A 12,710-nucleotide genomic window follows, 5' to 3' on the forward strand; every position below is an offset into this window, starting at 1 on the left:
AGCCATGTCGGCAGGCGAGCGCACGTCCGTCCGGACCGTGCTGGCACGCGACGGCTTCGGTGAGATCGGCGACGCTCTCGAGCTGCTCACGGAGCTCGCCGACGTCCTCGGCATGGAACGCACCGACATCCTGCGCGGCGCCGACGGAGCGGCCGATCCGGATGCCGCGCTGGGCGCGCTCGCCCGCATCGCACGCCGCGACAGCGGCGCGGTCGCGGCGGCGCTGTCGCGCGTGGGATGGGTCGTGTGGCGGCTCCTCGGTGCCTCGACGGGCTTCGGTGACTTCTATCTGCGGCATCCCGCGGAACTCGTCCACATCGCCGAACCGGGCGGACGGCTCCCGGGGGCGGATGAACTCGTCGCCGAAATGCGCGGCTCGGTCGGAGCGGATGCCGACGGCTTCGCCGAGGCGGGCGATGAGAAGGCGTGGGTCGCGCTGCGTGTCCGCTACCGTCGCCTGCTCGCGCGCATCGCGGCGTACGATCTCTCCTCGCCCGATCCCGTCGCGGTGCTCCCCGAGGTCGCCGCCGCGCTCGCGGATGCCGCCGGCGCCGCTCTCGAAGCCTCGCTCTGCGTTGCGCGCACGCGGGTGGCCGGCGGGGGCGGGCCGGGGCTCTTCCCGCGCGACCAGGTCGCGGCGACGCGGCTCGCGATCATCGGCATGGGGAAGACGGGTGCGCGGGAGCTCAACTACGTGAGCGACGTCGATGTGATCTTCGTGGGGGGAGGCACCGACGAACTCGTCGACGAGGTGGGGGAGAGTCGCGTGATCGATATCGCGACGCGACTCGCCGTCCAGACGATGCGGGGCATCTCCGGCATGGAGATCGAGCCGCCTCTGTGGGAGGTCGACGCGAACCTCCGCCCCGAAGGCAAGCAGGGCGCGCTCGTGCGCAGTCTCGAGTCTCACCTCTCGTACTACGACCGCTGGGCGAAGAGCTGGGAGTTCCAGGCGCTCCTCAAGGCGCGTCTCCTTGCGGGCGACCGTATGCTCGGTGAGGCATACGTCGACGCCGTCCAGCCGAAGGTGTGGACGAGCGCCGCCCGCGAGAACTTCGTCGACAGCGTGCAGCGGATGCGCGAGCGCGTCACCGAGTTCATCCCCGCCGAGGACGTCGCCTACCAGTTGAAGCTCGGCCCGGGCGGCATCCGCGACATCGAGTTCACGGTGCAGCTGCTTCAGCTCGTGCACGGGCTGGCGGACGACCGCATCCGTCAGCGCGGCACGCTCGACGCTCTGGAAGCGCTCGTGTCCGAGGGGTACATCGGCCGATCGGATGCCGCGGCGTTCGCCCGCGACTACCGCATGCTCCGCGTGCTGGAGCACCGTGTGCAGCTGCGCGACCTGCGCCGCACCCACCTCATGCCGCGCACACCGGAGGAACAGCGCGTGCTCGCCCGCGCGTCAGGGCTCGCCGCTGACGGTCCGGGTGTCTGGGCCGTGTGGGAGGGGATCAAGCGCGAGGTGCGTGAGATCCACGTGCGGGTGTTCTATCGTCCGCTCCTGTCGGCGGTGGCGGCGCTCCCGGCCGAGGAGCAGCAGCTCTCGACCGCGCAGGCGCACGACCGGCTCGCGGCGATCGGCTTCCGCGACCCGGCGGGGGCGCTTCGGCACATCGGTGCGTTGACGGGCGGCCTCAGCCGGAAGGCGACGATCCAACGCCACCTGATGCCGATCATGATCCGCTGGTTTGCCGACGGCGTGGATCCAGATTACGGCCTTCTCGCGTTCCGCCGCGTGAGCGAACGGCTGGGGGACACGCCCTGGTTCCTCCGGATGCTGCGCGACTCGTCCGGAGCCGCCGAACGGTTGACGCGAGTGCTCTCCGGCTCCCGCTACATCGGCGAGCTCATGGAGTGGATCCCCGAGTCCGTCGCGTGGCTCGACTCGGAGGATCAGCTGCGGCTGCGGTCGGGTCTCGCCCTGCAGCAGGAGGCGCGGGCCATCCAGACGCGCCATGAGACGATCCGTGACGCGATGGATGCCGTCCGGGCGCTGCGACGTCGCGAGCTGCTGCGGCTTGCGTTCGGCGCTGTCCTCGGCACCCTCACGATCGAGGAGCTCGCCGAGGGACTGACGACGATCAGCGAAGTGACGATCCAGGCGACGCTGCGCGCGGTGCGGCGCGAGGTCGTCCCCGCCGCGGACGAAGCGCTCGACTTCTCGGTGATCGCGATGGGACGCTTCGGCGGCGCGGAGCTCGGATTCGGGTCGGATGCCGACGTGCTCTACGTCTACGACGCGAACGGTCTGGATCCGCAACGCGCGAACGAGCTCGCGCGTCAGCTCGTCGCGGGTCTCCGTGAGTACTCGGAGGACAACCGCGTCCCCTTCGACCTCGATGCGGACCTGCGGCCCGAGGGGCGCAACGGCCCGCTCGTGCGCTCGCTCGACTCGTATGCGGAGTACTACCGGCGCTGGTCCCTCTCGTGGGAGGCGCAGGCGCTCCTGCGGGCACGCGGGGTCGCAGGCAGCGTCAAGCTCATCGGCCGGTTCATGGAGCTCGCCGACGACGTGCGCTACCCGTCGCAGGTCGCGCTGCAGGACCTTCGGGAGATCAAGCGCATCAAGGCCCGCGTCGAGAACGAGCGCCTGCCGCAGGGGGTCGACCGCGCCCGGCACTTGAAGCTCGGCCCGGGTGGGCTCAGTGACGCCGAGTGGCTCGTGCAGCTCCTGCAGCACGCCCACGCCGCCGCGATCCCCGCGCTGCGGACGACCTCGACGATCCAGGCCTTGGAGGCCGCGCGCGACGCCGGTCTGGTGCCGGATGCCGCGGCGGAGCGGCTCGCGGCATCCTGGCGTCTGGCGAGCAGACTCCGTTCCGCGAACACCCTGCTCTCGGGGCAGACGAGCGACGTGCTGCCCACCGACCGCGGCAAGCTCGACGGCATCGGCCGCCTTCTGGAGTACCCGCCGCGCTCGGCGACGGTCGTCGAGGAGGAGTGGTTGCGCACCGCGCGGCGCGCGCGGCGCGATTTCGAGAAGCTCTTCTACGGCTGATCGGCGAGCCGTGCCCACGCGGCCGTGAGGGCTGCGGCTCCCAGACCGACGCACACCCAGGTGAGGGCCGCGGCGGGAGCCCCCGTCACGAGCAGCCCGAGGAGCATGGCGAGGACCGTGCCGAGGACGACGGCGAGCGCGGTCAGCACGACAAGGCCTAGCAGTCGCCACGGGTGGGCGCGGGCGGTGCGGGCGGCCGCACGGATGCCGCCTGTCGCGATGACGGGACACGCGACCGCGATACCCAGGGGGAGGAGCACCGGCGCGATGACGGCGAGCGCCGCGACGACGACGGCGCTGGCGGCGATGAGCGCGGTGCGGCGCGGCGAGTGGCCACCGCGAACGAGCGACCAGAGCGTCACGGAGGTCGCGACGAGCGCGATGCCGGAGAGGATCGCCAACCCGATCGCGCCGGCATCCAGCGCGCTTCGCGGCGCGAGGGCGACGAAGAGCGCCTGCACCGCGGCGTTCGCCGCGACCACCGCGACCACCGTGACGACGAGGGGCGCCGTGCGGAGGCGAACCGGGTTCTGTGTCATCCGCGCGCCGCCTCGTCGATGAGGTCGCGCAGGGCGCCGTCGTACACCGTCTCGCCGCCGACCTTGACCTCGATCGCGGCGTCGTCCGCGGTGCTCGACCGGACGAGGATGTCGGCACCCGTGAGCGTCGTCCCGTGGCATGTCACGGTCGTCGAGTCCGCTTCGACCGCGCACACGGGAGCCGTGAGGATGTCGATCCGCTGCGCCTGCAGGGCGTCGATCGCGCCGAAGCGCACTTCGGCGAGTGCATCGCCGCCGACCGGCGCCAGGGCGCTCAGCTGGGAGCATCCCGCAAGGGCGAGGCTCATGGCGCCGACGAGCACGACGACACGCATCCTCGCGACGGCGCCCCTCACGACAGTTTCCGTTCGTGGGCGAGGATCCGCGAGCGCGCCACGAGGTGCTGCGCCTCCAGCGCGGCATCCGTGATCGTCGCGAGGTCGAAGGGCGCCGGCAGCAGCAGCTCGGTGTTGCGGTCCAGCGGCGACCCGCGACGCATGAGGGGCGTCTCCGCCCAATCGTTGGATGCCAGTTCCCGACTGCGTGCGGCGAGCGAGAGGTAGTCCGTGCCGGCGCCGGGTGCCGCGTCGGCGGCGTGATCGACGACGGTCGTGAGGAGCGAGAGCGTGCCGTCGCGGTTGTCGACGATCTCGACGGTCTGCTGCTGCTGCGGGAAGTCGATGCACGAGGCCGTCGTGATCTCCCAGAAGCCCCCGCCGGACGGTCTCGTGTGCGCGAGGATCTGGTTGAGGTGCGTGTGACCGTTGAGCCATCCGACGACGACCGGGTATCGGAGCAGCATCGCGATGAACTCGTCGGCTCCGATGAGGATCTCGTCCTGCCCCGGGCGTTGCGCGCGGTTCTCCAGCGTGTCGCTGTTGTGATGGCTGAGCACGAGGACGAGACGGTTCTCGCGGGTCGCCTCGACGAGCTGCTGTTCGAGCCACACGAACTGGTTCTGCGGCACGGCGCCGTCCGGCCCCGCGACCTGATTGCACGTGTCGAGGCCGAAGACGCGCACGTGGGGTGTGAGATCCGCCTGCCACCACGTCTCTCCCGTGCGGAGATTGTGCTCGGTGAAGCCGTGCCCGATCGGGCCCGGCTGCTGCGCCGTCGTGAAGTGCTGCTCCATGAACTCGTGCCGGGTGAACAGCGCGCGCCCGGAATCGGCGGGGACGGCGCGGAACCCGGGCCGGAGGCCGAGTGCCAACCCAAGGGCGTCGAGGCTCTGCTGTACGACGCTCGTGCGTGCCGCATATCCGCCGAGGGCGAGCCCCGCCGTCGCTTCGAGCGTGTACGACTTGCGCCCGCCGACGGCGAGCTGCCGCAGCTGCGAGTCGAGGTCGAAGGTGCCGAGCAGCAGGGTCTCGTGGTTTCCGTACACCGAGTACCACGGAGCGGGGAGTCCGACGGAGGGCACCGGCTGCGCGATGGCGTCGTCGAGCAGCGTCGGCAGGGTCGGGAACCCGTACGCGCCGAAATCCCCGCCGGAGGGGTCCGCCGGACGGTAGGCCCATACGGCTTCGGCCCACGCCTGCACGCCCTCGAAGTGCGGACTCGTGCGCGGATCCACGCTGAGACCGTCGAGGAGGTCGATGTACCAGCGCAGCTCGCGGTGCGAGTGCATGTCAGCGCTGTCCCCGGTCACGACGGCGGCTCCCATCGGCGCGCCCGTGACGGGGCTGTAGCGCAGATCGGACATCGACTTCGTCATCGCGGCGATGACGTGCGGGCTGAGCGGATCCTGCGGGTGGAACGCCGACCCCCAGGCGGCGTGGTCCTGGACGACCATCGGCTCGATGCGTCCGGGTGACTGCGCGTCGATCACGTGCATGTCGGAGAGATGGCCGAGGTAGAGAAGTGAGCGTCGAGCGGTCAGCCGGGCCGTGTCGGGGGCATGACCGAGGATGTCGAGGCGCGGCAGATGCGGCTCGCCGGCACCGTCGACGAGGGTGCGGTACGAGCCCTGCAGGACACGTCCTTGAAGAATCGTGCGGGTGAGCGTGCTCGGCGCCGCAGCGAACGCGGCGGGCGCCACCGGTCGGGAGAGCTCGTCCGCCAGCAGGTCGCGCGGAAGCGCGCCGGCGGCTGCGATGCCGCCGACGACGGTGAGGAACTGACGACGCGAGAGGGCGCCCACATGGACCTCCGGGATCGGGTGTGCTCACCCTAGCGGATGCGGACGACCCGGCATCCGTCACGCGGCTGACGTTCACGTCGATGGCGGCCGATTCCCGCCAGCGCCGCGGCGCCCGATGGTGTGGACTGAGACGCATGACCACTTCTGCGACGCCCGCGCCCTCCTTCCACGCTCTGCATTCCGCTCCGACGCCGCTCCTGCTCACGAACGTATGGGATGCCGCGAGTGCCGCGCTCGTCGCGAGCAGCGGCGCCCGCGCGGTCGCGACGAGCAGCGCGGGCGTGGCGTGGTCGCTGGGCTACCCCGACGGTGACATCCTGCCGCGGCATGAGCTCCTCGACGCGGTCGCGCGGATCGTCGCGGTGGTGGACGTGCCGGTGACCGCTGACATCGAGAGCGGCGGCCGGACGCCCGCGGAGGTGGCGGACACCGTCACGGGGGTCGTGGATGCCGGCGCCGTGGGGATCAACATCGAGGACGGCGACCGGTCGGTGCCCGACGCCGAGTCCCGCATCGTGGCCGCGCGGCGGGCGGCCGAAGGTGCCGGTGCTGAGCTCTTCATCAATGCGCGCACCGACGTCTACCTGCGCGGGCTCGTGCCCGCTTCACAGCTCGTGTCCGAGACCGTCACCCGCGCGCGTCGCTACCTCGACGCCGGCGCGAACGGCATCTTCGTCCCCGGGCTGGCGGACCTCGACGTCATCGCGGAGCTCGTCGCGCGCATCGACGCGCCGGTGAACATCATGGTCGGCCCGGGGAGTCCGGCCGTCGGGCCACTCGCCGCGGTCGGCGTGCGGCGCCTGAGCCTCGGCTCCGCGCCCGCGCAGAGCGCATACGCGCTCATCGCCGCGGCGGCGCGAGAACTGGAGGCATCCGGCACCTACACGTCGTTGGGCGAGGGCGTCGACTACGGCCGCCTGAACGCGCTCCTCGAGCGTTCATAGCCGCGCACACGCACGACGTCCCCGGCACCCATGGGATGCCGGGGACGTCGTGATCAGGCGTCAGACGCCGAAGTAGAGCTCGTACTCGAACGGGTGCGGGCGCGCGGCCAGCGGCTTGATCTCGTTCTCGATCTTGTACTCGATCCACGTCTCGATGAGCTCGGGCGTGAACACGCCGCCCGCGAGCAGGAACTCGTGGTCAGCGCGGAGCGCCTCGAGCGAGTCGAGTAGCGAGTTCGGCACCTGCGGGATGTTCTTCGCCTCCTCGGGGGGAAGCTCGTACAGGTCCTTGTCGACCGGCTCGTGCGGCTCGATGCGGTTCTTGATGCCGTCCAGGCCCGCCATCATCTGCGCCGCGAAGGCGAGGTAGGGGTTGCCCGAGGCATCCGGTGCGCGGAACTCGATGCGCTTCGCCTTCGGGTTCGAGCCCGTGATCGGGATGCGGATGGCGGCGGAGCGGTTGCCGGCCGAGTAGACCAGGTTGACCGGGGCCTCGTAGCCCTTGACCAGGCGCTTGTAGGAGTTCAGCGTCGGGTTCGTGAACGCGAGCACCGCGGGAGCGTGCGCGAGGAGACCGCCGATGTACCAGCGGGCGAGGTCGGAGAGACCGCCGTAACCCTTCTCGTCGTAGAAGAGGGGCTTGCCCTCGAGCCACAGCGACTGGTGCGTGTGCATGCCCGAGCCGTTGTCGCCGAACAGGGGCTTGGGCATGAAGGTCGCGACCTTGCCCCACTCCTCGGCGACGTTCTTGACGATGTACTTGAACTTCAGGATGTCGTCGGCCGCGTGCACCATGGTGTCGAAGCGGTAGTTGATCTCCTGCTGGCCGCCCGTGCCGACCTCGTGGTGAGCGCGCTCGAGGATGAGCCCCGACTCGATCAGCTTGAGCGAGATGTCGTCGCGGAGGTCAGCCGTCTTGTCGACGGGGGAGACGGGGAAGTAGCCGCCCTTGAAGGGGGTCTTGTTGGCGAGGTTGCCGCCCTCTTCGACGCGGCCGGTGTTCCAGGCGCCCTCTTCCGAGTCGACGGAGTAGAAGGAGCTGTTCTGCTTCACTTCGTAGCGCACGTCGTCGAAGATGTAGAACTCCGCCTCCGGGGCGAAGAACGCGGTGTCCGCGATGCCGGTGGAGGCGAGGTACTTCTCAGCCTTCTTGGCGACCTGACGCGGGTCCTTGGCGTAGATCTCACCGTTGCGCGGGTTGTAGATGTCGAAGAGCATGATGAGCGTCTTCGCCTCGCGGAACGGGTCGAGGTAGGCGGTGGAGACATCCGGGATCAGCTGCATGTCCGATTCGTGGATGTTCGCGAAGCCGCGGATCGACGAACCGTCGAAGAGCTGACCGACCGTGAAGAACTCCTCGTCGACAGTCGAGGCGGGGATGTTGAAGTGCTGCTGCACGCCAGGGAGGTCCGTGAAACGGATATCGAGGAACTTGACGTCCTCGTCCTTGATGAACTTCAGCACCTCGGATGAATCTTTGAACATGGAGTCTCCAAGATCGGGTGTGGAACGGGCCTGACGGGGCCAGGCTCGCTCCGACGTTATCGGGGGAGGGTTGCTCCCCAGTATCCCCCGTGTTTCGGGGATGTTACGACGCCGCGGGTACGCTGAGGAGGTGACGGATGCCGCGAGCGAGAACACCTATCCCGGCGAGCGACTCGGCTTCCCCGCCACGGGAGCGGGCAGCATCGCGCGTCCGGGCCGACGCATCGGCGCCCTCGCGATCGATTGGGCATGCGCCGTCCTCGTGTCCATCGCGTTCTTCGAGTACGACGCGATCGCCACCACCGTGATCTTCGCGATCGTGCAGATCGTCTTCCTGCCCACGCTCGGCGGCAGCCCGGGCCATCGCCTCCTCGGGATGCGGCTGCAGCTCGTCGGCGGGGGATGGGTGGGCCTGTGGCGACCCATCGTGCGGACGGCTCTGCTCTGCCTCGTGATCCCGGCCGTCATCTGGGACGCGGACCAGCGCGGCGTGCACGACAAGGCGGCCGGAACGGTCCTGCTGCGCTCCTGAGCCGTGCGCGTCGCGAGCGCAGGACGCGGCGCTCAGCGCGGGCGCGGCGCCCGGGCGCGCATCGGGTCGATCCCCTTCGGGATCGGCAGCGAGGTCACCGACTGCGAGACCGAGTCGACGCGCTTGACGACCGCGGCCATCGTCGCCCGGTCCACCTTCTTCGGCAGCGACTTGATCGACGCGGCGAGCTTGCCGATCGCGACGTCTCCCTCGCCGTGGCCCACGTAGAACACCGTGATCGGCACGCCCGAGGCGACGCGCTGCACCTTCATCTTCTCATCGTTGACGAGTCGGGTGAGGCGCCCGCGCGCTCCCTCCGCGACGAGCACGACGCCGCCGCGGCCGATGACGCGGTACACGGCGTCCTGCGACTTCGGGTTGACGCCGACCGGCATCTCGGATGCCACCCAGCTGCGCCCGAGGGACGTCGACAGCACGTGGCCGGAGGCTCCCGGCATCCCGTCGAGCTTCTTGTACATCGCGCGCGTCGAGAGTCGGGTGAGGAGGATCATCGCGCCGAGGATGCCGAGCATGAGGCCCGTGACTCCCCACAGGATGATGCTCCAGACGGCGACCGGCGGGATCAGGAACCCGACGAGGACGCCGAGCGCGACCGCGACGACGACGATCGCGATGAGCGCCCACGGCAGCCAGGGGAACTCGGCCTTGGTGAAGGTGAACAGCGAACGCAGCTGTGCGAAGAATCCGGGGCGCTTCTCGGGCGCGGTACTGCGGGAGGACATACGCACAGCCTACCGTCCGGCGGTGAGTGCGAAACGGCCATCGACTCCTCCCCAGGAGGCGGATCCGGCGGTCTCTCCACAGATCCCTGCTCGACGTGACCGTCGGAACGGGCGAGACGCGAGACTGCGAGCATGACTGCAGCCCCGCCCTCGCTCCTCGACCCGCAGACCGCGCTCCGTCGCCTCAGCGCCGAGGAAGCGCCCTACGCGGGGTGGCTGCACACGGGCTCGCCGCCGACGGTGTGGGCGGACCTCGAGCAGGTACCGGACGACGTCTGGCGATGCGCGCGTGACGGTCACATCCTCGTTCCGATCGACCTCGCTCGCTCGGGCAGCGGCCTCGCCGCCGTCGTGCCCCATTGCCCGGCCCGGCTCGGCCTCGACAGCGCCGACCGCGCGACCCCGGGGGCCGCCGTCACGATCGCGGTGAGTGTTCTGCGCGCGGCAGCCGAAGCGCGCAGCTGCGGCATGGAGGAGGGCAGTTGGTGGCTGGATGCCTCGGGCCGCCCCGTCCTCGCGGTGCACGACGGAGCGTCGTGGGCCGACGACGGTCGCGACCTGCTGGAGCGCCTCGCACTCGGTGCGGGCCCGGTGCTCGCCTCCGCGCTGGCGCGCGCGGGGGAGTTGCTCGCCGCGCCCCGGTGGCGAGATGGCGATCTGGAGGAGTGCGAGGAACGACTGTTCGCGGCCGCCGAGCCGGAGCCGCTCCACGTGGCGGATGCCGCACCCGGCGAAGCCGGGGTCTTCCCGCTGCCGTTGCGCGCCACGACGGCGCGCGCCGACCGGAGCGAGACGGCACCGGACGCGGCGGAGTCCTGGCTCGCCCGCTTCACGGACGCGGCGTGGGCGGCGCGTGTCGCTGCGGCCGTGCGGGACGTCGCTGCGATTCCCGGTCACGCGTGGTCTCGCGTGCGCGAGGGCCGGGAGCAGCGGGAGCACCGGGGGGTTCGGGGGGCTCGGGAGCACCGGGGGGTTCGGGAGGCTCGGGCGTCGCGGGGCGGCCGCGAGGAGAAGTCGCGGAACGCGCCCTCCACACGCCGGCGCGCGCCGCTCCTCGTCGCTGCGGCTGTCGCCGCTGTCGTGATCGGTGGGGGACTGCTGTGGCCCGAGCCGGAGCCGACCGCCGGAGCCGCACCGGGCCGCTCTGTGTCGCTGAGCATCGCCGGCTCGGAGGCGCCGGCGACCGCGCCGACGGAGCCGTCGCCGACGGAGACGAGGACGTCCGATGCGAGCGCGCCGACGGATCCGGCGACGGAGCTGGAGGACGCCGCGCTCGACATCGTGCGCGCGCTCGCGCGGTGCGCGGATGCCGAGGCGGAGGTATGCGCCGCCCTGCTCGAGCGCCCCGAGACGGCGACGCCGGCGGGGGTCGTCTCCGCGGGCGCGGCCGACACCGCGGCGACGCTCCTCGATGAGTACGGCGGGGTGGCGGTGTTCCGGATCGAGGCTGCGGCTCTTGAGCCGCAGGTCCTCGTGCTCGTCAGCGCGAACGGGAAATGGCTGGTCCGCGACGTGTACGACGTCGCGGACCAGCCATGATCACACGGGTGCGGGTGTGGTCAGAACCCGAGCTTCGTCGCGAAGTCGGCCGCCTCGAGGCGCGCCTTGATCGCTCCCAGGAAGCGGGCGGCGTCCGCACCATCGACGATGCGGTGGTCGTACGAGAGCGCCAGGTAGACGTAGGAGCGGACGCCGATGGCATCCACACCGTCGGTCGTCACGACGCCCGGCTCCTTGACGACGGCGCCCGTGCCGAGGATCGCGGACTGCGGCAGGAACACGACGGGCGTGTCGAACAGCGCGCCGCGTGAGCCCGTGTTGGTCACCGTGAAGGTGCCGCCGGCGAGCTCGTCGGGCTTGAGCTTATTGTCGCGTGTGCGAGCGGCCAAGTCGGCGATCTCCGACGAGATGCCGGCGAGCGTCTTGTCGCCCGCGTCGCGGAGCACCGGCGTCAGCAGGCCCCGCTCGGTGTCGACGGCGATCGAGATGTTCTCGGTCGCGGGGTAGACGATGTCGGTGCCGTTGACCGTCGCGTTGATGATGGGGAACGTCTGGAGCGCCTCGGCGGCGGCGAGCACGAAGAACGGCAGGAAGGAGAGCTTGCCTCCGGTCGCTGCGACGAAGTCCTTCTGCACGGCGGAGCGGTAGGCCGCGACGCGCGTCACGTCGACCTTCACGACCGTCGTCAGCTGAGCCGTCTGCTGCATGGATGCCACGGCGCGCTCGGCGAGCACCTTGCGCAGGCGCGACATCGGCGCGGTCGTTCCGCGCAGCGCGGACACCTCGAGTGCGGGCGCCGCGGCGGCGGGGGTTGCGGCGGCGGGAGCGGACTTCGCTGCCTCGGCGGCCTGCAGGACGTCCTCCTTGCGGATGCGACCGCCGACGCCCGTCCCGGTGACGGAGGCGAGATCCACGCCCTGCTGCTGAGCCAGGCGGCGCACGAGCGGCGTGACGTACGTGGTCACATCGTCGTCCGCGGCGGCAGCCGCAGCAGCCGGGGCCGGGGCAGCCGGAGTCGCAGCGGCGGGCGCAGCCGGAGCGGCCTGTGCCGGAGCGGCGGGAGCAGCCTGTGCCGGAGCGGCCGGCGCAGCCGGGGCGGCTGCCGGAGCCGCGGGCGCGGCAGGAGCCGGTGCGGGCTCGGCCGCCGGTGCCGGAGCGGCGGCAGGTGCGGCAGGAGCCGCACCCGAGCCGATGCGGGCCAGCACGGCGCCGACGGCGACGGTCTCATCCTCGGCGACCAGGATCTCCTGCAGCGTGCCGGCGACCGGCGAGGGGATCTCGGTGTCCACCTTGTCGGTGGAGATCTCGAGGAGCGGTTCGTCGACGGCGACCTCGTCGCCGACCTGCTTCAGCCACCGGGTCACGGTGCCCTCGGTGACGCTCTCGCCGAGCTCGGGCAGCACGACGTCCTTCGCATCGCCGGAGGCGGCGGGCGCGGGCGCCTCGGACGCCGGCGCGGCCTCGGTCTGCGCGGGCTCGGACGCCTGCGCGGGCTCTGCGGCAACGGGTGCGGCGGGCGCGGCCGGCACCTCGGCAGCGGGGGCGGCGTCGCCGGCGGGAGCGCTCGAACCGTCGCCGATCTTCGCGAGCACGGCGCCGACCTCGACGGTCTCGTCCTCGGCGACGAGGATCTCCTCGATCACGCCGCTGACGGGCGAGGGGATCTCGGTGTCGACCTTGTCGGTCGAGATCTCGAGCAGGCCCTCGTCGGCCTGGATCGTGTCACCGACCTTCTTGAGCCAGCGGGTGACCGTTCCCTCGGTGACGCTCTCTCCGAGCGCGGGGAGGACCACGGATGTGCTCATGACTGTGTCTCCTTCAGAAAG

Annotated in this window: 10 protein-coding genes; 4 read left to right on the forward strand and 6 right to left on the reverse strand. The window is 71.2% G+C overall.

Annotated elements, in window-relative coordinates; all coding sequences use genetic code 11:
- Positions 1-4 precede the first annotated feature (4 nt).
- Complete coding sequence (locus tag J0I43_RS07395) at positions 5-3,001, forward strand: bifunctional [glutamine synthetase] adenylyltransferase/[glutamine synthetase]-adenylyl-L-tyrosine phosphorylase (RefSeq protein ID WP_292861321.1); 2,997 nt, start codon at positions 5-7, stop codon at positions 2,999-3,001.
- On the opposite strand, the gene J0I43_RS07400 is transcribed toward J0I43_RS07395, so the two are convergent.
- Genes J0I43_RS07400 through J0I43_RS07410 form a run of 3 tightly spaced genes read right to left on the reverse strand, consistent with a single transcriptional unit; the run spans position 2,992 to position 5,680 of the window.
- Entirely contained in the window at positions 2,992-3,540 is a 549-nt protein-coding gene (locus tag J0I43_RS07400) for a hypothetical protein (RefSeq protein WP_292861324.1), read from the reverse strand. The genes J0I43_RS07395 and J0I43_RS07400 overlap by 10 nt on opposite strands.
- A complete protein-coding gene (locus J0I43_RS07405; protein ID WP_292861327.1) occupies positions 3,537-3,896 on the reverse strand; it encodes a hypothetical protein in 360 nt (119 codons plus the stop codon). Before J0I43_RS07405 ends, J0I43_RS07400 begins: the two co-directional genes overlap by 4 nt.
- Positions 3,893-5,680, reverse strand: coding sequence for a TIGR03767 family metallophosphoesterase (locus tag J0I43_RS07410; RefSeq protein WP_292861329.1), 1,788 nt, complete (start codon positions 5,678-5,680; stop codon positions 3,893-3,895). The genes J0I43_RS07405 and J0I43_RS07410 overlap by 4 nt, the downstream gene beginning before the upstream one ends.
- Before the next feature lie 134 nt (positions 5,681-5,814).
- On the opposite strand from J0I43_RS07410, the gene J0I43_RS07415 reads away from it, so the two are divergent.
- Entirely contained in the window at positions 5,815-6,624 is an 810-nt protein-coding gene (locus J0I43_RS07415; RefSeq protein WP_292861331.1) for an isocitrate lyase/phosphoenolpyruvate mutase family protein, read from the forward strand.
- 60 nt (positions 6,625-6,684) lie between these two features.
- On the opposite strand, the gene glnA is transcribed toward J0I43_RS07415, so the two are convergent.
- Positions 6,685-8,109 (reverse strand): type I glutamate--ammonia ligase, encoded by a 1,425-nt coding sequence (gene glnA, locus J0I43_RS07420; protein WP_292861335.1) that lies wholly within the window; start codon positions 8,107-8,109, stop codon positions 6,685-6,687.
- A gap of 130 nt (positions 8,110-8,239) precedes the next feature.
- Here glnA and J0I43_RS07425 point away from each other — a divergent pair, with 130 nt between their 5' ends.
- Complete coding sequence (locus J0I43_RS07425; protein ID WP_292861338.1) at positions 8,240-8,641, forward strand: RDD family protein; 402 nt, start codon at positions 8,240-8,242, stop codon at positions 8,639-8,641.
- Positions 8,642-8,673: 32 nt separating this feature from the next.
- Here J0I43_RS07425 and J0I43_RS07430 read toward each other — a convergent pair whose 3' ends face one another.
- Positions 8,674-9,384, reverse strand: coding sequence for a DUF4191 domain-containing protein (locus tag J0I43_RS07430; RefSeq protein ID WP_292861341.1), 711 nt, complete (start codon positions 9,382-9,384; stop codon positions 8,674-8,676).
- Between the two features lie 132 nt (positions 9,385-9,516).
- On the opposite strand from J0I43_RS07430, the gene J0I43_RS07435 reads away from it, so the two are divergent.
- Positions 9,517-10,923: a hypothetical protein gene (locus tag J0I43_RS07435; protein ID WP_292861344.1), complete on the forward strand. Its 1,407-nt coding sequence runs from the start codon at positions 9,517-9,519 to the stop codon at positions 10,921-10,923.
- A gap of 20 nt (positions 10,924-10,943) precedes the next feature.
- Here the strand turns inward: J0I43_RS07435 and sucB are convergent, their stop codons facing one another.
- Positions 10,944-12,689 (reverse strand): 2-oxoglutarate dehydrogenase, E2 component, dihydrolipoamide succinyltransferase, encoded by a 1,746-nt coding sequence (sucB, locus tag J0I43_RS07440; RefSeq protein WP_292861347.1) that lies wholly within the window; start codon positions 12,687-12,689, stop codon positions 10,944-10,946.
- Between the last annotated feature and the right edge of the window lie 21 nt (positions 12,690-12,710).

Origin of the sequence: Microbacterium sp. (assembly GCF_017305435.1) — a bacterium.
Lineage (GTDB): Bacteria > Actinomycetota > Actinomycetes > Actinomycetales > Microbacteriaceae > Microbacterium.